15 protein-coding genes and 1 CRISPR repeat array (1 of these 16 running past the window's edge) are annotated in these 22,632 nt (G+C 36.7%); of the genes, 8 read left to right on the top strand and 7 right to left on the bottom strand.

Features of this window, described 5'->3' with window-relative positions:
- The first annotated feature begins 28 nt into the window (after positions 1–28).
- Positions 29–1,663, top strand: coding sequence for a cyclohexanecarboxylate-CoA ligase (gene aliA / locus ABZP31_RS08745; RefSeq protein WP_034675953.1), 1,635 nt, complete (start codon positions 29–31; stop codon positions 1,661–1,663).
- Positions 1,664–2,402: 739 nt separating this feature from the next.
- On the opposite strand, the gene ABZP31_RS08740 is transcribed toward aliA, so the two are convergent.
- Positions 2,403–3,584, bottom strand: coding sequence for an MFS transporter (locus ABZP31_RS08740; protein ID WP_248134962.1), 1,182 nt, complete (start codon positions 3,582–3,584; stop codon positions 2,403–2,405).
- A gap of 171 nt (positions 3,585–3,755) precedes the next feature.
- The gene (locus ABZP31_RS08735) at positions 3,756–4,439 is read right to left on the bottom strand and encodes a cupin domain-containing protein (RefSeq protein ID WP_248134961.1); all 684 of its coding nucleotides are present in this window, start codon (positions 4,437–4,439) and stop codon (positions 3,756–3,758) included.
- Between the two features lie 296 nt (positions 4,440–4,735).
- Here ABZP31_RS08735 and gcvA point away from each other — a divergent pair, with 296 nt between their 5' ends.
- The gene (gcvA, locus tag ABZP31_RS08730; RefSeq protein WP_248134960.1) at positions 4,736–5,650 is read left to right on the top strand and encodes a transcriptional regulator GcvA; all 915 of its coding nucleotides are present in this window, start codon (positions 4,736–4,738) and stop codon (positions 5,648–5,650) included.
- A 462-nt stretch (positions 5,651–6,112) separates the two neighbouring features.
- Entirely contained in the window at positions 6,113–6,706 is a 594-nt protein-coding gene (locus ABZP31_RS08725; RefSeq protein ID WP_367156790.1) for a DUF4142 domain-containing protein, read from the top strand.
- A 385-nt stretch (positions 6,707–7,091) separates the two neighbouring features.
- On the opposite strand, the gene ABZP31_RS08720 is transcribed toward ABZP31_RS08725, so the two are convergent.
- Together ABZP31_RS08720 and ABZP31_RS08715 are read right to left on the bottom strand one after the other, a co-directional pair.
- The gene (locus ABZP31_RS08720) at positions 7,092–9,146 is read right to left on the bottom strand and encodes a TonB-dependent siderophore receptor (RefSeq protein ID WP_367156965.1); all 2,055 of its coding nucleotides are present in this window, start codon (positions 9,144–9,146) and stop codon (positions 7,092–7,094) included.
- A gap of 371 nt (positions 9,147–9,517) precedes the next feature.
- The gene (locus tag ABZP31_RS08715) at positions 9,518–9,817 is read right to left on the bottom strand and encodes a hypothetical protein (RefSeq protein ID WP_316250759.1); all 300 of its coding nucleotides are present in this window, start codon (positions 9,815–9,817) and stop codon (positions 9,518–9,520) included.
- Positions 9,818–10,151: 334 nt separating this feature from the next.
- Here ABZP31_RS08715 and ABZP31_RS08710 point away from each other — a divergent pair, with 334 nt between their 5' ends.
- Positions 10,152–10,664 (top strand): hypothetical protein, encoded by a 513-nt coding sequence (locus tag ABZP31_RS08710; protein WP_262475973.1) that lies wholly within the window; start codon positions 10,152–10,154, stop codon positions 10,662–10,664.
- A gap of 143 nt (positions 10,665–10,807) precedes the next feature.
- Positions 10,808–11,940, top strand: a protein-coding gene (locus ABZP31_RS08705; protein ID WP_223235881.1) for an IS3 family transposase whose coding sequence is annotated in 2 segments (ribosomal slippage) — positions 10,808–11,060 and positions 11,060–11,940 — 1,134 coding nt in all. Because the reading frame shifts where the segments join, the coding sequence is not laid out codon by codon here.
- 390 nt (positions 11,941–12,330) lie between these two features.
- Here the strand turns inward: ABZP31_RS08705 and ABZP31_RS08700 are convergent.
- Positions 12,331–13,665, bottom strand: a complete 1,335-nt coding sequence (locus tag ABZP31_RS08700; RefSeq protein ID WP_262475974.1) for a PepSY domain-containing protein — start codon at positions 13,663–13,665, stop codon at positions 12,331–12,333.
- 678 nt (positions 13,666–14,343) lie between these two features.
- On the opposite strand from ABZP31_RS08700, the gene ABZP31_RS08695 reads away from it, so the two are divergent.
- From ABZP31_RS08695 to ABZP31_RS08685, 3 genes are all read left to right on the top strand, one after another.
- Entirely contained in the window at positions 14,344–15,330 is a 987-nt protein-coding gene (locus ABZP31_RS08695) for a DUF1852 domain-containing protein (RefSeq protein WP_262475976.1), read from the top strand.
- A 21-nt stretch (positions 15,331–15,351) separates the two neighbouring features.
- Entirely contained in the window at positions 15,352–16,395 is a 1,044-nt protein-coding gene (locus ABZP31_RS08690; protein WP_262475978.1) for a methionine synthase, read from the top strand.
- Between the two features lie 185 nt (positions 16,396–16,580).
- Positions 16,581–17,072, top strand: coding sequence for a flavin reductase (locus ABZP31_RS08685; RefSeq protein WP_005019766.1), 492 nt, complete (start codon positions 16,581–16,583; stop codon positions 17,070–17,072).
- A gap of 94 nt (positions 17,073–17,166) precedes the next feature.
- On the opposite strand, the gene ABZP31_RS08680 is transcribed toward ABZP31_RS08685, so the two are convergent.
- Complete coding sequence (locus ABZP31_RS08680) at positions 17,167–17,778, bottom strand: LysE family translocator (RefSeq protein ID WP_005019768.1); 612 nt, start codon at positions 17,776–17,778, stop codon at positions 17,167–17,169.
- 529 nt (positions 17,779–18,307) lie between these two features.
- Positions 18,308–19,876, bottom strand: coding sequence for a sensor domain-containing diguanylate cyclase (locus ABZP31_RS08675; protein WP_005406476.1), 1,569 nt, complete (start codon positions 19,874–19,876; stop codon positions 18,308–18,310).
- A gap of 212 nt (positions 19,877–20,088) precedes the next feature.
- A CRISPR array of direct repeats spans positions 20,089–22,632; the repeat unit is 28 nt; unit sequence TTTCTAAATCATCTAAGCGATGACGAAC; it runs 1,565 nt beyond the window's last position.

Below are 22,632 nucleotides of genomic sequence, written 5' to 3'. Positions count from 1 at the left end.
AACTAAAATTATAATGAGGAGTAAGCGAATGGATTTCGATGCGGTTCTGATCCCGGCCAGAAAAGAGGCCATGCTCAAACAGGGATACTGGTTAAACCAGACAATACTCGATTTTTTACGCAGTGCCGTAGAAAAGAATCCGGATAAAACAGCATTAGTCAGCTTTAAGCTCGAACAGCGGACTGAACAGACTTTCAGCTATCAGCAGCTTTGGAACATGACCAATAAAATTGCACTGGGTCTGAAACAGCTAGGTGTTGAAAAAAATGATGTAGTGTCTTGCCAGTTGCCGAACTGGTGGGAATTTACCTTACTTTACTTGGCTTGCAGCCGTATCGGTTCAGTACTCAATCCGCTTATGCCGATCTTCCGTGAACGTGAACTGGAATTCATGCTCAAACATGGTGAATCCAAAGTTTTTGTTGTACCTAAAACGTTCCGCAATTTTAATCATGAACAGCTGGCCAATCAGCTGCAAAACAAGCTGGATAGCTTGAAGCAAGTAGTGGTGGTCAATGGTGAAGGTGAGAATAATTTTGATCATCTGTTACTCAATCATAGTCTGAAACAGGATGCTTCAGCAGTTGCTGCGCTGGATGGACTGGAATCTGGCCCGGATGACATTACCCAGCTGATTTTTACCTCAGGCACGACCGGTGAACCGAAAGGCGTGATGCATACTGCCAATACCTTATTTTCCAATATTGTGCCGTATGCAGAAAGACTGCATTTAACTGAAAATGATGTGGTATTAATGGCTTCACCAATGGCACACCAGACCGGTTTTATGTATGGCTTAATGATGCCGATTCAGCTGAATACCAAAGTGGTGTTGCAGGATGTTTGGGATGTAGCCAAAGCAGTGGACCTGATTCATCAGCATCAGGTGAATTTCACCATGGCCTCGACACCATTTTTGAATGATTTGTCCAGTACCGTGGCAGAACAGCATGATAAAGTCGATTCACTAAAGATTTTCCTGTGTGCCGGTGCACCCATTCCAGGTCCATTGGTGCAAAAAGCCAGGGAAACTCTGGGTGTTAAAGTCATATCAGCTTGGGGTATGACTGAATGTGGCGCTGTAACACTAACCAGACCTGAAGATAAGGATGAACGCTCTTTCAATACTGATGGAATTGCATTGCCAGGTGTTGAAATCAAGATCGTGGATAAAAAAGGACAGAGTAAAACTGTTAATGAAGCCGGCCGTTTAATGATCCGTTCATGTTCCAGTTTTGGAGGTTATTTAAAACGCCCACATTTAAATGATACAAATGTTGAGGGCTGGTTTGATACCGGAGATATCGCATATCAGGATGAGCAGGGTTACATCCGGATTTGCGGACGTAAGAAAGATGTGATTATCCGTGGCGGAGAAAATATTCCGGTTGCGGAAATTGAGTCACTATTATATAAGCATCCAAATATCGCTTTAGTAGCATTGGTGGCTTATGCAGATGAAAGGCTTGGTGAACGTGCATGTGCGATTATCAAACTAAAAGATCCAGCACAGCTTTTGAGTTTAAATGAACTGGTTGATTTTCTTAAAACCCATAATCTGGCCATACAATATATTCCTGAACGTTTAGAAATCTGGGAAGAAATACCAATGACACCCTCTGGAAAAATCCAGAAATTTAAATTGAGAGAGTTATTGCAGTAAGCTATAAAATAATAACTTAGAAAATCAGCTTATTTTTTTAATAAAAGCTAAGCAGTAAAAATAATTTCTATTAACAGGATTGAAAATTTTTGATGTGGAAAGGAAAGCTTAAACCTATAAATTTTAGAATACTTTAAATGCGATATAATGTAGCTGCTTGGTTTAAATTTTAAAATATTCACAGGCCTAAAGTTTTCTTCTTTGCTAAGCGCTAAATATAATATCTATCAAGCTCAGGACAGTTTCATTTTAGGTGAAACTGTCATTCTATAGTTATTCAATAAATAATTCGATACTGTCTAATATCTGGCTAAGAAAAACTATACTTTTTAAATCGATAATCCAGTTTCGCCCGGCTAATACCGAGCAGCTTCAGAACTATTGGGTCTGGCTTTTTACATAGTAGTCCCAATTAATTGCTGTTCATGCTGCTCCAGATCGAAACCTTCTGTCAAAATAGTAGCTAAATCTGTTCCAGTGTATTCAGTATAGTTATCATCGTGCTGCGTTTGCGTTTGCGGGAACAAAACATTTAGTTTAATTAACAGCTGATTTTAGGTTCACAGACAGCACATTCCAGCAGATTTTCCAGCTTTCGGATATTGCTCGGCCAAGCATAGGCTTGCATAAAGGCTATGGTTTTTTACTGATGCCCTGTATCTGTTTACTATAGCAATAAGTGAATTGATGAATATGTTATTACTGCAATGCACTATCTATCATTATTGATTTTGGAAACTTAATCATTCTGCGTCTTCTTAGATAACCATACTAAAGAAAGTGCTGTAATAACCAGCCATGGAATAAGGGCCATATTCATGACCTTCCAGCCAATTATATCCAGCAATGCCCCAGCACTAAATGAGCAGATCAATCCCACCACAAAAACCGTCATGTCATTAATAGCCTGTGCCTTGGCTTTTTCTTCGTGAGTATAAGTTCCAGTTAATAAAGAAGTACTACCAATAAACAGGAAATTCCAGCCTATACCCAATAAAACCAGAGAAATGGCAAATGAATGGAATTGCAGACCAGAAAGGGCAAAAGCGATATAGCAGGCAAACAGTAAGAGACCTGCAAACATGACTTTCAATACACCAAAACGGACAATCAGGTTACCCGTAAAAAATGATGGCAGGAACATCCCCAGTACATGCAATTGAATTACAGTGGTAATTGTACCTAATTCATGATGAGCATGACGCATGGCAATTGGTGTGGCAGTCATACCTAAAATCATGATGCCATAACCAGTAATTGCGCCCAGTAAAGCCACTAAATACATGGGCTGAAATACAATTTTTGGCCAAGGTCGTCCTGCACTAAAACTGGTCTTAATTTCCACCTGATCTGGAATATGCAGTCTTGATAAGATTCCCATCGCAATCAGGGAAACGATAGTAATGATCAGGAAAGAACCCACATATTCCAGATGATTAAATAGTGGTCCACCAAAGCGAGCCAAAACCGGACCAATCAATGCTGCAACTACGCCACCCGCCATAACAAACGAAATTGCACGGGAACGAAAGGCATCATCTGCTACTTCACTGGCAGCAAACCGGTAGAACTGGGCAAAGGATTGATATGCTCCCACACAGAATGTGCCTAATGCCAATAGGTAAAGTGAACTATAGATAATACCAACTGCTGCAATAATTCCACCTGAAATACCTAATAAAGCACCACATAAAAAGCCATTGCGCCTGCCTACTTTTGCCATCCACATGGAAGCAGGGAACATCATTATGGCTGTACCTAAAAACATCGAGGCAATTGGCAGGGTGGCAAGGGTAGGCGTATTGGCAATATTTGCACCTGCCAGTCCGCCAATCGTCATCACCATGACTGAAATGGTCTGGAATAAAGACTGTGAACTTGCCAGAATGAAAACCTGGCGGTGCATGGTATTTTGCAGCATAAAAGTGAAACCTGAATTTCTATAAGTAATTGATTAATGAGTGTTTTTAGGTGGTATTATTACCACCTGGAACCAGGCTTGAGCTGATTTCATTCGTACATAAGTCTATTGAGCCTATTCTGGTAAATAGATCGCTTAAACCTGCACTAATAGTGGCAATCTTGGCCCTTATCACAGCTTCTGTTCCATAAGTTTTTGAGCAGATAAAAGATGTCCTGTCTTTACATAAAGGATTGCTCCTGCTGAACACGCATGAAAGTTATGGCTGCTTTGAATCGGTAAACGAATCCATGAACCTGCAGGATAAGTTTCTCCATTTGCAAGCAATTCACCTTGTATTACCAGAATTTCAATTCCGTTTGCACTGTGCTCAGCAAAACTCTGATGGGGTATTAGTTTTTCCAGATAGGTTTTTTCGCTCTGAGAGTGATATAAAGGACAAATCTTACGCTGATTAAGTGTTTGCCAGTTTTCGGGTTCATGGGTATTGATACGCACCGGCAGTACATCTTCTCTGGTCATTTGCATGAGTTTGACAAAAATCAGTGTGCCTTCTTCACTGGATGGAGTATGTTTTGATCCATCCGGATTCCGTAAATACCAGCCTGCTAGATAATGCTGGTTGCCATTTTCAGTAAATGTTCCAGAGAGCACTAAAATTTCTTCACCTAATGGATGTTGATGCTCTGGAAAAATACTCTGCGGTGCATAACGAACCAGACTGGTGGCACGGGCTGTTTCACCACCCATTCTATCGAGCATAACTCGTTCAACTTCACCACCAGGAGATTTGACCCATTGATAATCGTTAGGTCTAACCATAGCTACTTGGGAAAAATCAGCGTTAATCCACATGCTTTGTCTCATCTATTCAAAAAGTCAAATATCCTGTTGATCTGATAAAGATTAATAGGAAGAAAAACTTAAAAATGTTAATACTGATTGATTGTTACTATTTACTGCTTCTAACAGACGCGCTGAATAGGGTTAGGCCTGCTAGAACATTTAATATAATTGTGACCAATAGAGCTTCCTTATCCAGTTTTGTATTTAAAAGGCTTTGACCCATAAAGTGAAAAATTGATTCTATAAAGATGGTTCTATACAAACAAACCAGTTAATCTTATAGTAATTGATAGAAAATCTTTAGAATGAAAACTCCTGTGTATCTCAACGCATTAAGAGCTTTTGAAGCCAGTGCCAGACATCAAAGTTTTTCCGCGGCAGCTATTGAGTTGAATGTAACTCCTGCAGCGGTGGGTCAGCTTGTTAAAAGTCTGGAAGATTATCTGGGCATTACATTGTTTCAGCGGAGTACAGGGGGAAAAGCCCGCTTGGTGGTAACTGAAGCTGCATTAATGGCATTGCCCGATATTCGTGCCGGTTTTGATAGGCTATTACTTGGTCTGGAAAAACTACAGGCACAAACTTCAGCAGGTGTTTTAACTGTTGCGATCAGCCCGGCTTTTGCATCAAAATGGTTACTGCCAAGAATTGATACTTTTCAGCAAACTTATCCTGAAATTGATATTCGACTGGATACTAACTTGGAACCTGTAGATTTCGCTCAACATGGTATTGATATTGCCGTGCGATATGGACAGGGAAACTGGTCAGGACTAGTTGCGGAGAAACTCATGGATGAAGAGGTTTTTCCTGTTTGTTCACCAGGGTTTTATCAGAAATATCGACACCTGTTAAAATATGTAGAGAACTTATTAAACCTGCCTTTAATTCATGACTTAACACTGGATGTTCATTCGGGTTTTACTACTTGGGATACATGGTTGAAGTACAATCAGGTGAGCAATGGCCTGGCCCAGCGAGGATTAAAAATTAATAATTCAGCTGCTGTACTACAGGCAGCAATTGATGGGCATGGGGTCGCATTGGCAAGAAGTGTTATGGTGGCAGATGATTTAAAAACAGGGCAGTTGATACGTTTATATCCAGATATGAAGTATTCATCGGCCTTGGCCTATTATATGGTCTATCGACAGGAATGTCAGAATAAGCCGAAATTCGTAGCCTTTAAAACATGGCTGATGGACGAGGTAAAGTTATAAACTAAATAATTTTTTGATATTGTTTTTAGATGTATATATCAGTATCTATTATTTAAATAAATTATGTATATCCAGTTTATTGGAATAATTGAAATATATAATAAAATGTCTTGCTATATTAATATTAATTAAAAATAATAGAAGTTTTTTTATTTTAAAAGTTTTACTGAAAATAATTTTATACTAGATATTTAACTATAATTTTAAAGCTATTTTTATAATAAATTTTTATTTTTTTGAAATATATAATTACTCTTATAAATAAGAGGAATAATAGTTGGTTTCTTTTTATTAAATTAATTTTTCATAATTAAAAAACTATTTAAATTAATTATTTACTTAAAGCTATAATATGTTTATACATTTATCTAACAAAGCAACTGAAAAAGTACATTATTTCCGATTTAATTAGACTATCTTAAAAAAGTTACTTCAATAATAAAACTCTAAAAGGATGCCAAAGTGGAAACTATAACAGTGAATAAGATAGTCAGCTGTATTGCTTTTAGTAGTATATTAGGCCTGACTGCATGCCAAAGTACAACCAAAGACCATCACTCTATGGATGATCGAAAACATCATTCTAAAATGTGGCATGATAAGCATGAAGACTTATCCGATAACCAGATTATTAAAATATTGAGTACTGCCAACAATGGCGAGATTATGCAGGCAAACGCGGCCTTGCCAAAGTTAAAAATGGCTCAAGTCCGTCAATATGCTCAGATGATGATTCGTGAACACTCAGCGAATGAGCAAAAAGGTCAAGCACTGGCAACTCGTCTGATGCTAACACCAGAGACCAGTGAGATTAGCAAGTTATTACAGCGTGACAGTGATAAGATCGTTGATAAACTTAACAGATCATCTTCTGACACTGATAAAGATTATATGAAGAGCCAAGTGGAAGTACATCGTAAAGTCCTCATGGTTATCGATAAAAAATTGATTCCAAATGCTAAAAACTCTGACTTAAAGAACATGCTTGTTCAAACACGTAGTGCGGTTGCTACACATTTACAAATGGCTGAACAAATGGTTTCAATGATGAAGTAACATTAAAATCATCCATATATTTATATTTTTAAAATAGGTCTAGCATTCATCATGCTAGGCCTTTTAAGTTTGTATAATTTAATACTAAGATTAAATTATATAATAAACAGAATGTTACTAATAAAATCTTCTGCATCAGGTAAATAGGCTAGATAAAGTTTGATAAATACTCCTACTATTCTCTAGCTTCTATTCTAGATATCTAATCCAAAGAAAATCTTTTGCTCATAGATATTTTATAAGTATATTAGAAATGTTTTTTCATAAATCAGTATTTTTTAGTTAATTGAAGCCTTATTGTTCTTACTTAAAAAATCAGAAATAAGGCTTATTATGCTACCTATTATTTAAAGTGGAATTAAGAATGAATATCTGCGCTCTTTAACTAAAAACTGTATGTCATACCTAACTTTGCAGTGCGTGGTTGTCCAGGATATACATAGCGGTTAAAAGCACTATCATCATATTCTTTATTAAAAATATTCTTAATATCAAAGCTGAATCTTAAATCAGGATTTAAGTCATAGTATGAAATTAAATCAGTTGTTGCATAACTGCCCATTGTATAAGTATTATTTGCAGTCTGACCTTTTCGGTTACCAATATAACGCTGATTAATGCCTATGCCTAAACCATCAAATAATCTTGATTTAAATTCATAAATGCTGAGTAAATTAAATGAATTTTGAGGAATATTGGCTAGATGTGTTCCTTTTTCTAGGGTATTGTCTTTATTTACACTAGCATCGACATATGAATAGTTTCCTATAATTTTCCACGCCGGTATAATATTGCCTATCAGACTTAAGTCAAAACCTTTACTCGATACCTCTCCAGCAGCAATACTTTTAGTCGAGTCTGTTGGGTCAAGAGTTAAAACATTCTCTTTTTTTACATAATAAATGGCAGTGTCAAAAGAAAGCTGTTCATCTAGTAATGTGTATTTTGTACCTATTTCATAAGAAATACCTTCTTCAGGGTTAAAGCCCTGATTATTACGATCCGCTCCGGAGTTAGGCTTAAATGATTTGCTAATATTGGCATATGCTGTCAGTTGGTCGGTCAGATCATAAGTCATACCAATGCGCGGAATAAGAGCATGGTTATCTGTAGACCAAGAGGTATTAGAAATAAAGTTGTGATAATCATGCTGATAGCTTTCCAAGCGTAAAGCAAGCAAGGTGTTTAAACGATCAGTCAGATGAATCTGATCCTGAATAAATAAAGCTTGGCTTTTTAATTGTTCACGGTCGTGAGTGGTTATATTATTTAATTCTGGCAATGGTTGTGGTTTATATGGATGATTAATATCTAAATCAAAATGATCTTTCGAACGAATAATAAAAGATTTATAATCATAATCTTCAAGTTCTATGCCTGAAATTAAAGTATGCTCTAAATTAAATAAATTGAAATTACCGACTATATTGGCCTGAAAGTTTTTATCAATCCAATCTAAATTACGCCAGTTATAATTACGGGTAAGTAGTTCACCCTCTGTGTCAGCTTTAATGCCATTTGCCTCAACTGCATAACCATGCAGATTTCCATTTAAATATTGAGTACCAATATTAAGTGTCCAGTCATCGTTAAAGGTATGTTCAATACGCAACTGTAGCATGTCATTATCATTATATAAGCGATTCCGGTTCTTGCCAGTTTCCCACCAGTACTCTGCCGGGTCAAAAGTATATCTTTTTTGTCCTTCATAGCGGGTAAAACCCCGGTCTAAAGCATGCTGGTTGCGTAACAGATCAGCTTCTAAGGTCACTTTAGTGGTGTCTGAAGGACTCCATTGAATAACAGGTGCGATATTCCAGCGCTTTGAATCAACATGGTCGCGGTAAGTATTTCCGTTTTCTCCCATGACATTTAAACGGTACATAAGACTCTCATCTTCAGTTAAAGCGCCGGCTGTATCTAAAGTGCTCCGCAACAGGCCCTCATGATCAACACTCAAACCTAAAGTTGTTTTTTGTTCAGCATGGGGTACTTTACTAATGACATTGAATGTACCTCCCGGATCGCCACGGCCATACAAACTAGAGGATGCGCCTTTTAATACTTCTATACGTTCAATCGTATTACTGTCAGGTGCATTGGGATAACCACGATTAATTGGAAAACCATTCCGGTAGTATTCGCCACTGGTAAACCCGCGTGAGGTAAATGTGGTTAAACCCTGACCACCAAAGTTATTGGCCCGCCCTATACCTGCTACATCAAGAGCTTCCGATAAGCGGGTAGCTTGAATATCGTTTAGGACTGCTTCAGAAACAACCGTGACTGCCTGAGGAGTATCTTTCAATAAGGTATGAGTACGTGTGGCAGAGCTTGCCGTACTGACCTTATAGGCTAGATGAGTATTATCAGTTTTGCTGGTTGCCTGTAAACTGATAGTAGGTAATGAGCTAATTTGGTCATTTGCAAATACGAAAATAGGACAGCTAAGTGGTAACAAACCGAGAAGTAGGTGACGTTTTAACACAGAATATAGTTTCATAAGATTTTTATGATAATGATTATATTTTACATTTTTAAAAAGTAAATATAATCTTCATAATATAATCTATCGTTATAGTACTTTATTAGATATAAGTCTCTGCTTAACTTGAATTTAATATAAAAGAGCAAAAACAGATTGTTCATTTCTGCTAAAAAAGAGAAGTAATATAAGTATTAAATAGATAGGAAGTTACCGAGCCAAACACTCTTCATTAAATTATGATATTAAAAGCAGCAGAAGAAATAACCGAACCGCGGCTGGGAACACCATCTGGATAAAGTAATTCAACTAAACACCAAATAGTTTTAAGTGCGCTTTAAGTGACCATATTTTAAATAAATAAAATAAAGACTTAGAAGAATCAATAACCAGAATATATAGTCTAGAATAAAGTATAGGTAGTGGAACTCGTCTAAACCTATAACTAAGGATAAAGGATCAATACCGATGCTACCTACAGGCGAAATTTCTCCATCGATAAGAAATTGGAAAGGTGCTCCTCCAGCTATTACCTCATCCTTCTCGATGGTATCGACGGCTAGACGTTCAACATCAATATTAGTTTGGTAGAATAAAGAACTATAAGTCGCTACCAGTGCTAACATATTTAAAGATATTATTTTCTTGATCACTTGATCTATCCATGTCTTTTTATCTTTAGTCCCCTAAATCAGGTATATCTCAGAATTGTATTTCAATTTTAGTTTGTTATATCAAGTAGAAACTATTTTAAAGGATTCTAGGGGTGGCTTAAAAAGGTTTAAATTAAATTTTAACCTAATCAATACTTAATAAATAAAAATATAACTTTGCAGTTGTTGTTAGCTTATTAATCATCCCTATGAATCAAAAATAGAACTTTTTAAATTCGATACCAAAGGAGTACCTGAAATTCTGTGACTGTCTGGCAATGTATTTTATCTCTTTTAGGAGCTTTCTATGCTATTCACCAATCCATTATTGGCCATTTTACTCATTCCAACTCCGCAACAGTTGGTCATGGACTCATCTGCAGTACAAGAGTGCCGAGCAGAGCAGTTAACTATTCAGGTCGATAATAAAGCAGGTGATTTTAGTGGTATGTCACATTCTGGTACAGAAATTAAAATTTATAATAAAGGACCAGAATGCCAATTCCCGGCACGTCCACAAGTTAAAATTTATGGCTCAGAAGATAAGATTTTGCCTTTGGAAAATAGTACCAGACCTGAACAGCTGGCTCAAAATTTAGTAATTAATAACGGGCAATATGCTGTAATGCAATTACGTTGGGTATCAAGTCCTGTCTATAATGAAAACAAAAAATTAAAAGCAATTACTCTGAGCGTAGATACACGGTATTCAGCATTAAAAGTTCCTCTAGCAGCTGAAATTTATATTCCTGCTGATATGAAAATAGGAACATTTGAACAGACCCCCCTACGTATAGTAGAGGGTAGGAGTGAACGTTAATAATGTATCTGTGATAAAAAAGAAAGTAGCTTTCTATAGCAGTCATATGTTGGAAAGAGGTGGATCAGGAAATTTGAACAACACTTATAAGTGATATTTTGCTCCCCAAATGATGTTATAAACATCAATATATGGAGTATTTTATGGCACGTAGACCAAGAAGAAATCATTCAAATGATTTTAAAGCTAAGGTAGCACTTGCTGCGATTAAAGCAGAAAAAACACTTGCTGAATTGAGTGCTGAATTTGATGTTCATCAAAACCAAATTATCGACTGGAAAAATCAACTGATTTCAGCTTCCTCGCAAGCTTTCGATCAATCAAAAGCTCCAACAGAACCACCCATCGATCTAAAAAAACTACATGCAAAAATCGGTGAGCAGGCATTAGAAATTGATTTTTTAGAAGGTGTGTTGAAGAAACTGGGCCGCTTCAACCACAAAAGTTAATCGATGACTCACTTCAGATTTCAGTATCTAAGCAAGCTCAGCTGCTGAAAGTCTCCCGTGGTTGTTATTACTATCGCCCAAAACCTGTGAGTGCATCAGATCTGAAGCTAATGCGGTGTATGGATGAGTTACATATGCAATACCCTTTTGCAGGTAGCCGGATGATGCGTGATTTGTTGAATCGTCAAGGACATCATATAGGACGACGTCATACACGTACTTTAATGAAGAAAATGGGCATTAATGCGTTATATTGCAAACCAAATTTAAGCCAGGCTAATCAAGCTCACCGCAAATATCCATATCTGCTCAAAGGATTGGCTATTCAGCGCAGTAATCAAGTGTGGTCTACGGATATAACGTATATCCCTATGGCAAAAGGCTTTGTTTATTTATGTGCTGTGATTGATTGGCATAGCCGCAAGGTACTTGCGCATAGAGTATCGATTAGTATGGAGGTTACATTTTGCATAGAAACATTAAATGAAGCTATTGAAAAATATGGTCGACCTGAAATATTTAATACAGACCAAGGCAGTCAGTTTACCAGTGATGCATTTATTGATGTATTGAAATCAAATGGCATTCAAATCAGTATGGATGGTAAAGGTCGATGGGTTGATAATGTGATGGTTGAACGATTATGGCGGAGCGTTAAATATGAAGAGGTGTATCTCAAAGCCTACAGCAATGTTTTGGATGCGAAGAAGCAATTAAACGCATATTTTGAATTTTATAATTTGAAACGACCTCATTCGAGTCTGGACAAAATGACTCCAGATGAGTTTTACTATGACCAGCTACCACAACAAAATAAGGTAGCTTAACTAGAGCAGAGTATCACTTATAAATAAGCTTTTAGTTGTTCAAACATGTGGGACCACCTCTGAACACGCTATCTAACTTATAAAATTTTGTAAGTTTTCACTGACATCAATAGGCGCTTATAACTGCTATGCAGTCGATGAGAATATTTTTATGATGAAGTCATGAAGGAACAGGATGTTCCAGAACATAAAACAATAATAATAAGTTTCAGCACCAGGACTGTGAGATAAGACAGGAGTTATATCTAGCAACCCCATATGAGAAACCTCGGCAGGATGCCGGGGTTTCTTATTACTCAATTATTTTTAATCGAAAAACCTATGAAGCAAATTAGCTGTATAAATCTATTTACAGGACACGAATAAATTAAATATTTCTCACTTATACATTTAATTTTTATGGGATTTTTTGAGATTTAAATAGTGAAACACTATTGTAGTTAATTGTAATAGCACTACACTTATCGTCCATACAGGTAGTAAAAAATATAAGCCAAATAAAATACTGATATAAGTAATTCTTTGGAATTGATTACAATTTTTCCACTGTTGCCATAGGCCTTGGTTAAACTTTCGTAACGTATCCAAAGGTCGTTGGTAAGTCCACCATGCCCGATAAGAAAATATTAGTACTAATAAGATTATGGCTGCAGACAGAACTAGCAAAACTTGATTTAGCCAGCCGAACAGAACCCCAATATGTAAATCTACTCCCCAGCGTGTTAATTTTGCAGATAATGGAAAATCACTAAATCTTAAATGGTCAATAATATGTTGAGTTGACATATCTACCGCTAAAGCATCAATTTGAATTGGCCAACGATGATTCATTTCTTCTATCGACCAGGCCCGATCTTTTTGATAACTGGGTTTAATTTGTAATGCTTGTGCATTTAAACCATTTTGATGAGCAAGCTCGACAATACGATCAAAATCTTTGAAGTTTAATTTAGTTGAAAGGTGTTGGCCTGGCATATCCATCTGCATGTAATGTTCAGCATGTGGATTTGTTACATTCATCGTTTTTGGATTTAATGCCAGATACAAAGTTGGTGTATCACTATTGAGTAAATGGCGAAGTTGTGCAATGTTTGCTCCGCTCCATTTTGACCATGTTAAACCGGTAATCGAAAAGAAAAATAGCATCGGTAATACAGTTAAACCGAAAATATTATGCCATTTAATACGTGAATGGCGTGAGTGAATGGATTTATTTTTTTTACGATAGCTCCACCATTGAATCAGGCCAGTTAAAGCGAATAGTCCTAACCAGCTTGCTGCAAATTCGCTATATATACGACCATACTCACCTAGTAATAAGCTGCGGTGTAACTGGTCTAAAAAAGTTCTTAAAGGTAAAACCCCACTGGTACCATAAACAGGAAGTTCACCTTGGACCTTTAATGTATAAGGATTTATAAATATTGCCTTAACTGTATCAGGGTTGTCGGGCACCTGATAAAGAATGCGTGTGGTATGTTCAGAAGTCTGCGGTGTTCGAACTGCAAATATCTTTGCATCATGAGGTAAAACAGTTGAGGCAGCTGCAACCTGTTGACTAAGAGGTTGAGTTTTATGGTTTGGGCTATGTAGTGCGGATAGCTGCTCTTTATAAATAAAGCTCTCAAGCTGGGGTGTTAAGCCATAGAGTAGCCCTGTTAAAGAGGCAATAAAAATAAAAGGGGCAATTAAAATCCCTAATTGATTATGAAGCAGCTTTAACAATTGGTATTCAACATATGACTTTAAAAATAGATTATATTCAAAAAATGAGCACTAGAAGAATATTAAATTATATAATCTTTATACGATAAAACTTGAATAAAATCATGCTAGCTATGATGTATAGAAGTATAGTTAAAGGCTTATATAAAAAATTCAGTAATATTCAAAATTCTTAAATCAAACTATTACTTTTGAAAATTTTTTCTAATGATGATTAAGCTCTGTTATGTGTTACTAGAATTACCAGTTCAAATTATAACGCTATAACCCGTTAAATCATGTACCAACCCTCTATCTGCTCAGATATAACCATATACATATATGATGTAAATCATAAGTACGATGATTAAATCAGAATAAATATAAGCTCCTACACTACAACATGTAGAAAATTAAAAAATTATTAGTAGGAAAAGAATTTAAAAATCTCATTTTTTTTACCAATATTCTTTAATTCTAATAGCGTTAGTTTTTAAACATGAATTTTACTCACTTTCCAATGAGACTAAATCATTTTTATTCATGTTGTGATTGCGGTATAAATCTATTCATGTTCTGAAGCGCTCCAGTAATTCACTTTTGATAAGACCAAAAGGCGCAAAACCGATAAGGCTGGAAAGTTTAAAAAGAGCAAAAAGATTTTTTAGGTTTATCTCAGAAATTAGGGTACTGATCACAATGAATAAAGAATTTACATTTACGATTAAAAGTATTTGTTTCGATGAAAACTATCGTCCAGCAGACAATACGCGCCTTACCACCAACTTTGCTAACTTGGCAAGAGGGATGAGCCGTCAGGAAAATTTGCGCAACACATTACGCATGATTGATAATCGTTTCAATGCCTTGGCTCATTGGGACAATCCTAAAGGCGACCGCTATACTGTTGAGCTTGAAATCATTTCAGTTGAAATGAATATTAATGTGCAAAACCATAGCAGTGGGCTTCCTTTGATTGAAATATTGAAAACCAATATTATCGATAAAAAAACCGGTAAATATATTGAAGGTATTGTGGGCAACAATTTTTCTTCTTATGTCCGTGATTATGATTTTAGTGTGCTGTTGCTCGATCATAATAAAGATCAGCCTACCTTTAGCACACCAGAAAATTTTGGTGAATTACATGGCAACCTGTTTAAAAGTTTCATTAACTCTGAGACTTATAAAGCCAACTTTAAAAAAGCGCCTGTCATTTGCCTAAGCGTTTCAACAAGTAAGGTCTATCACCGCACTGAAAATGTACATCCTGTTTTGGGTGTCGAATACAAGCAAGAAGACTATTCATTAACTGATGAATATTTCCAAAAAATGGGCTTAAAGGTCCGCTATTTTATGCCGGCAAATAGCGCCGCGCCTTTAGCATTCTATTTTTCAGGTGATTTGTTGAGTGATTACAGCAACCTTGAATTGATCAGTACCATCAGCACAATGGAAACTTTCCAAAAGATTTACCGTCCTGAAATTTATAATGCAAATTCAGTTGCCGGTAAATATTATCAGCCAAGTTTGAAGAATCAAGATTATTCACTCACTCGCATTGTGTATGACCGAGAAGAACGTAGCCGTCTGGCTATTGAGCAGGGGAAGTTTGTTGAAGAGCAATTTATCAAACCATACCAAGCGATTCTTGAGCAGTGGTCTGCAAATTACGCTCTTAATTAATATACATACAGGTCATTGATCATGAAAAAATTATTACCGACTTCAACTGCTGGCAGCTTACCTAAACCGTCTTGGCTTGCAGAACCTGAAAAGCTTTGGTCGCCTTGGAAACTCGAAAACGAAGGCTTGATTGAAGGTAAAAAAGATGCGTTACGTTTGGCATTACACGAGCAACAACTTGCTGGCATCGATATCGTCAGTGATGGCGAACAAACCCGCCAACACTTTGTGACGACGTTTATTGAACACTTAAATGGTGTAGACTTTGAGAAGCGTGAAACAGTTCGAATTCGTGATCGCTATGATGCAAGTGTACCGTCTGTAGTGGGTGCGGTGTCACGTCAAAAGCCGGTTTTTGTTGAAGATGCCAAGTTTTTACGTCAGCAAACCAATCAACCTATCAAGTGGGCATTACCTGGCCCAATGACCATGATTGATACGCTTTACGATGGTCATTACAAGAGCCGTGAAAAACTGGCTTGGGAATTTGCTAAAATCTTGAACCAAGAAGCAAGAGAATTAGAAGCTGCGGGTGTAGATATTATTCAGTTTGACGAGCCTGCATTTAACGTATTCTTTGACGAGGTCAATGACTGGGGTGTCGCGACTTTGGAACGTGCCATTGAAGGCCTAAAATGTGAAACTGCGGTTCATATTTGCTATGGTTACGGCATTAAAGCTAATACAGACTGGAAAAAAACACTCGGTTCGGAATGGCGTCAATATGAAGAAGCATTTCCGAAACTTCAGGCTTCTAACATTAATATCATTTCATTAGAATGTCACAACTCACATGTGCCTATCGATTTACTCGAACTTATTCGCGGTAAAAAAGTGATGGTCGGTGCAATTGATGTTGCATCTAACCAGATTGAAACACCAGAAGAAGTGGCGAATACACTCCGTAAAGCGCTTCAGTTTGTAGATTCTGACAAGCTTTATCCTTGCACAAACTGTGGTATGGCACCTCTTTCTCGTGAAGTGGCACGTGGCAAGTTAAATGCTTTAAGTGCAGGTGCAGAAATCGTTCGCAGAGAACTTACAGGATTAGAACTTACTGCTTAATATTTACCAATAAGTGGTATAAAGGGTTACTTTTTTGATGGCAGTTGATAATCAAACAAGTAACCCTCATTTTACTTGCTACATGTCGTTCTAATCAGGACGCATGTCGATAGTACCTTACTGATGGAGTTGGGCGGTATAGCAAACACACAGGACAAGGTACGGTTCAATTTAGGAATAATGTCATGGTTCAGGCAACAGACTTTAGAAATGCAATGTCTTTACTCACAAGTGCAGTCAGTGTTGTGACCACGGCAGGTATGTCTGGCCGTTTTGGATTTACTGCCTCTGCTGTGTGTAGTGTGACTGACACACCACCGACATTATTGGTCTGTATGAACCAGGCTGCAAGCTCACATGCACATTTCCTGGATAACAAAATCTTAACGGTGAATGTTTTAGGCGCGCATCACGAACATATTTCAAAAGCATTTTCATCTAAACTCACGCCAGAAGAACGCTTTAAACATGGTGCATGGATTGAGTTGGAAACAGGTGCACCTGTGTTGGAAGATGCTTTGGTAAGTTTCGACTGCGAGATTGAGCAAATTCAACAAGTGGGAACTCACACTATTTTGATTTGTCCTATTGTTGCGATTCAACAAAGCCAGCATGATCAAAGTCTGGTTTATTTTAATCGTGCTTATCACCAAGTGGGCCAGACAGAAACTGCTTAAACCCACTCTTTATGCAAATGAAAATTTATTATAAAAGTTAAACGTTTAAAATTTTAAAACGCATGATTGTCATTCAGGTAAATAGTATGGGGGGTTATCTATTGGTGAAGGTTAATTTCAGCGCGAACAATATAAAAATGGAGCCAGTTATCTGATCAATTTTTTTCAGAGTTTTACCTTGCTGTAGGAATCTCGAAATAGGTTTCATCAAAGTAATCAAAAATAATGACCATAAAATACCTAAACCCACATGAATGGCTACTAAGCTTAAAAGCCAATATGTAGAATTTTCACCAGTTGGAATAAACTGGGGTAAAAATGAGACATAGAAGAACCCGACTTTAGGGTTCAATATATTCGTAATCAAACCTTTTAAAAACCAATTTTCCTGTTTGTTAGGATTTGACGTTATCTCAAAAGCTGTTCGGGGTTTAAAAATCAAGCCAATACCTAACCATACCAGATAAACAGCCCCTAACCATTTTAACAGGTTAAATGCAAGTTCAGAGGTAGCTAAAATAGCGCCTATTCCACAAGCTACGAGTACACCCCATGCTAAACAGCCACACGCAATACCTAAGGCGGCATTGAATGCTTTACTTTTATTTCCTACAGTAGCTGTTCGTATAATTAATGCTGTATCCAGTCCCGGGGTTATTGTTAATAGAATAATTGCTATAAAGAATGGTATAAGAAGCTCAGCCATATTCAGTCGATCAGGTGTAAAACTAGAGCCTATATGATAACGTCTGAATAAATAAAAATTAAACTCTATTATCAAAACTCGCTAAAATCGATAGATCAAAAGACCTGATGCGTAGAGCATTTGCTCATGTATATTAAATATGGATTGATATCCAGCCTGAGTACAAGTAAGAAAATATTAGAATTTTAATCATGTTGTTGTTTTTAATAAATATCTGATAATGTTAATAACTGTTATATGAACACTCATCCTGATAAATATTATAATATTTATTATATATTTAAAAATAGAATAGTTCAGTATGCCATTAATTGTTTTAAGGGGAATATAGAAATAGAGAGCGTAATGCCTGCTCATCAAGATTAAGCAGGGTTACTTAATATAGAACAAAGTAACTTCAATTGTGAAAAAATCAGTAAAAATTATATAGCATAAAAAAGCATACCTCTTAAAGGATCAGTTATATATCTGACCATCTAAAGGTTATGCCTTAAAATAGCTGATTCATAAATTTCCTGAATTATATTTTTTAGCTGTGCTTTACCTGGTTGCGGCCATGATTTTTGGCATGATAGAGATTGTTGTCGGCAATTTTTAATACTTCTGTAAAACTATTTGAGCTCTCGGGCCATGACGCAATACCAATAGAGACCGTGATTCTGCCAACATTATTAATAATATATGTTTCTACGGCATGGCGAAATCTTTCAGCACTTTCATAGACCTCTTGTTTATTAACATTTGGAATAATTACAATAAATTCTTCACCACCATGACGGCAACAAAGATCATTTTTGCGGAAATTTTCCAACATGATCTTAGCCAAAGTTTTTAATACTTCATCACCTTCATCATGACCATACGTATCATTAATGCGTTTAAAATGGTCTATATCAATCAGAAGTACAGAAAAAGGAACTTTAGAATCTATCATTCCTTTTGTAAAGAACTGCATTCCTCTACGGTTTAATAAGCCAGTCAGTGGATCTGTATTAATACGATGATCCATTTCGGTTAGCTTATGAGAAAATTTACGTGCGCTTAATAAAAGTGATAACTTGAACTTGGTGACTTCATAGTACCAAGGATTAATCCTTTTGATTCTTTCTTCGATTTTAGGCTGATTCAGCAGACTGGCCATATTGGCTAGGTTATGTAACGGATTGGAAATAACGAGTGCAAATCTCCAGACAATATAAAAAATAAGCAGATAAAACAGGAAAATTCCGCCTGTAACTTTATAAATAATAGTCGATGCCTGCTCAAGTAGCTCATTAGTGGGCTGCTGAGAGACAATAAGCCACTTGGTTGAGGGGATGTATGAAAAGCCGGCAAGATTATCTACGCCTCGACTGTTTATCAAACGGATATTTCCATTTTTGGTCGCCTGCATGTATTTCAGGCCTGTATTATTCCTAACAGTTTCTCCAATTCTTTTTGTATCAGGGTGAAAAATAATCTTATTATTCTGATCAATCACATACATGTAGCTCTTTTTATAACTGTAGTTGATCGTTAAGAGGTGGTTAATAATATTTTTCTGCTTTAAGTAAATGGCTGAGCCTATAAAGCCCTTATAGTTATTATCTTTATCAAAGATAGGCTGGGACAAGAAAACAATCAGATTATCTTTTACAGAGTAATAGGGTGAAGAAATATAAGTTTTTTTATTTTTAAGTGAGGCTTGAATTCCCGGCGTGGTCTGAATTTTATTCCGGTCAATATTTAAAATGTTGGGAGAAAAGTTGATGAGTCTGCCTTCAGCATCACCAATGACTACACTGTTATAGTGATCCGACTGGTATTTAAGACGGTCAACTTCTGCTTCTCTTAACGCAAAACTGTTAAAGTCTTTCCCCAAAGATTGAGCACTGTACTTGAGTTCTTTTAATATATTTTGAAAATGATTGTCTGTATTAAGGGCAATTTTATTTGCATATTCCGAGTTAATCGCTAAAGAGTTGCTGATCAACTGGTTTTTTACGATTAAATAACTCACGCCTAAAGATACAAAGAAGAGTGTAGATACGCAGAATACGATTAATAAAAGTATTAATTTTCTCAAGTCCAGGTCAAGAGACTTACCCAGTTTTCTCATGAACATCATAAATTAATCAAATTCTGATATATTTCGGCTCATAATACCTTTTTAATTTAATAATGTAGATGAAATTGGATGATTTATTGAACAATAATTCTGTTTTTAATAATTTTATTGTTTATAGAAGTTTTTACTATGTCTCTTTAAAAGTCTTAAACCATTTATGGAATAACGAACTTCATAGATGACAAGCCGAAAGATAAGGAATATTTCTAAATCATCTAGGCGATGACGAACCACCGATAGCGAGTATCTACGTCCTTTTGATTTTTCTAAATCATCTAAGCGATGACGAACTTGAAAGCTTTAATGTGTAATCGACTTTGCGCTTTCTAAATCATCTAAGCGATGACGAACCCATCATGAGCTGAAACTCGGCTGTAGTTCCTTTTCTAAATCATCTAGGCGATGACGAACCACACAAACATTTTGGCAATGTGACAGTCCTGTTTCTAAATCATCTAGGCGATGATGAACTTGTGTTCGGGAGCTTCAATGACTTCCTGATCTTTCTAAATCATCTAAGCGATGACGAACCAACGTCACCAGGTCATCTTCACTGCAATCAATTTCTAAATCATCTAAGCGATGACGAACGACAAAAGAAACGCTCACATTTCGCGTTCTCATTTCTAAATCATCTAAGCGATGACGAACACTTAATAGAAGAGTCCGGTTTAAGTCGTACATTTCTAAATCATCTAAGCGATGACGAACTTGTTGAATCACAAGGCAAGATGAATCTGGTGTTTCTAAATCATCTAAGCGATGACGAACGTGCTGAAGATCTGCATCGAACGTTCATGGCATTTCTAAATCATCTAAGCGATGACGAACGTACAGAGGTGTTTATTGCTGAGGGATCGGAATTTCTAAATCATCTAAGCGATGACGAACCTCGAATATTTGTTTTTAGGTTGGCTGCTGTTTTTCTAAATCATCTAAGCGATGACGAACATAACGAAAGCGCCAGAACTTTTTACCTGTTGTTTCTAAATCATCTAAGCGATGACGAACAATACCACGGATTATACCGCAACGCCCATCCTTTTCTAAATCATCTAAGCGATGACGAACTTCCTACAGCAGCACCAGCAGCGGCAAATGTAGTTTCTAAATCATCTAAGCGATGACGAACGATTCTTATGAAGATTCTGTAAATGGGCTTTCTTTCTAAATCATCTAAGCGATGACGAACGTTCGATTTCGAGTTCTGTATCTTCATTTTTTTTCTAAATCATCTAAGCGATGACGAACAGTGGGATACACAAGATTTATTCTGGTGTGGTTTTCTAAATCATCTAAGCGATGACGAACCACTGGAAGAATTATCCATAGGCTTAGAACTATTTCTAAATCATCTAAGCGATGACGAACCTGCATGTGAAGCAGAGGCATGTTGATTTGTGTTTCTAAATCATCTAAGCGATGACGAACGTAATAAATTCATCTGGATAACGTATCTTGTCTTTCTAAATCATCTAAGCGATGACGAACCCATCGACGAGCCTAGAGCGCGCTTTTATTGATTTCTAAATCATCTAAGCGATGACGAACGGCAGTGGCTCGCCACGCCAGCCCTTTTTGAATTTCTAAATCATCTAAGCGATGACGAACTTGATTCATAAAGTTTAAATACTGACTTATTATTTCTAAATCATCTAAGCGATGACGAACAGCCCATCGTTTTTCCACAATTCGCCAACTCATTTCTAAATCATCTAAGCGATGACGAACACGGTGTCTGCCCAGGAACTGGTGTACTGGATTTTCTAAATCATCTAAGCGATGACGAACTTTTCATCATTGTGGTGATCCAGTGTTTACTTTTTCTAAATCATCTAAGCGATGACGAACTTGGAACAGCCTTAAACCAACGGACATTCGGCTTTCTAAATCATCTAAGCGATGATGAACAACTGGCTCTTGCTAATGAACTTTGGCATTTCTTTCTAAATCATCTAAGCGATGACGAACAAGCCTAAGCAAAAATAGCATTCAGGGGAATTTTTCTAAATCATCTAAGCGATGACGAACTTAAATATAGATTCATGATCAGTAGCTTTCATTTTCTAAATCATCTAAGCGATGACGAACAAGCGTGGAAATTTATGGCAAGCCAGTATTCATTTCTAAATCATCTAAGCGATGACGAACAAATCTGCTTATATATTTGTACTGTTGTTTCTTTTCTAAATCATCTAAGCGATGACGAACGGGGGCTTTAATCGTCATGTTGGTGGCGTTTTTTTCTAAATCATCTAAGCGATGACGAACGGTTTACCGCAAATGAAGTCAATGCAGCACGTTTTCTAAATCATCTAAGCGATGACGAACTATCTGCAAAAATATTTTTATAAGTGCCAGAATTTCTAAATCATCTAAGCGATGACGAACTTCGCAGTTTTGATAATCACCATCAATTTAATTTTCTAAATCATCTAAGCGATGACGAACAACCTGCGGTAATCCGATCTGCTGCAACCGGCTTTCTAAATCATCTAAGCGATGACGAACAGTATTGCATTGAGTCCCTAGGCATGGATGAATTTCTAAATCATCTAAGCGATGACGAACAGGCGTTCGCTAGACATAGTAATTACGTCGGATTTCTAAATCATCTAAGCGATGACGAACCTGCTGTAATTGCTTGATTAGTTACTGATAAATTTCTAAATCATCTAAGCGATGACGAACATACCAATAATGTTCGTCACAATATGACGATTTTTCTAAATCATCTAAGCGATGAC

Source organism: Acinetobacter sp. FL (assembly GCF_040744925.1).
Lineage (GTDB): Bacteria > Pseudomonadota > Gammaproteobacteria > Pseudomonadales > Moraxellaceae > Acinetobacter > Acinetobacter radioresistens.
This window is presented reverse-complemented; position numbering and strand designations above follow the sequence as displayed.

Bases quoted from the DNA above. Each gene is read 5' to 3' on its own strand.
- aliA (WP_034675953.1), top strand. From the start codon at position 29: ATGGATTTCGATGCGGTTCTGATCCCGGCCAGAAAAGAGGCCATGCTC.
- ABZP31_RS08680 (WP_005019768.1), bottom strand. From the start codon at position 17,778: ATGGCTGAGCTTCTTATACCATTCTTTATAGCAATTATTCTATTAACA.
- ABZP31_RS08690 (WP_262475978.1), top strand. From the start codon at position 15,352: ATGAAAAAATTATTACCGACTTCAACTGCTGGCAGCTTACCTAAACCG.
- ABZP31_RS08685 (WP_005019766.1), top strand. From the start codon at position 16,581: ATGGTTCAGGCAACAGACTTTAGAAATGCAATGTCTTTACTCACAAGT.
- ABZP31_RS08710 (WP_262475973.1), top strand. From the start codon at position 10,152: ATGCTATTCACCAATCCATTATTGGCCATTTTACTCATTCCAACTCCG.
- ABZP31_RS08740 (WP_248134962.1), bottom strand. From the start codon at position 3,584: ATGCTGCAAAATACCATGCACCGCCAGGTTTTCATTCTGGCAAGTTCA.
- gcvA (WP_248134960.1), top strand. From the start codon at position 4,736: ATGAAAACTCCTGTGTATCTCAACGCATTAAGAGCTTTTGAAGCCAGT.
- ABZP31_RS08675 (WP_005406476.1), bottom strand. From the start codon at position 19,876: ATGAGAAAACTGGGTAAGTCTCTTGACCTGGACTTGAGAAAATTAATA.
- ABZP31_RS08715 (WP_316250759.1), bottom strand. From the start codon at position 9,817: ATGTTAGCACTGGTAGCGACTTATAGTTCTTTATTCTACCAAACTAAT.
- ABZP31_RS08695 (WP_262475976.1), top strand. From the start codon at position 14,344: ATGAATAAAGAATTTACATTTACGATTAAAAGTATTTGTTTCGATGAA.
- ABZP31_RS08735 (WP_248134961.1), bottom strand. From the start codon at position 4,439: ATGTGGATTAACGCTGATTTTTCCCAAGTAGCTATGGTTAGACCTAAC.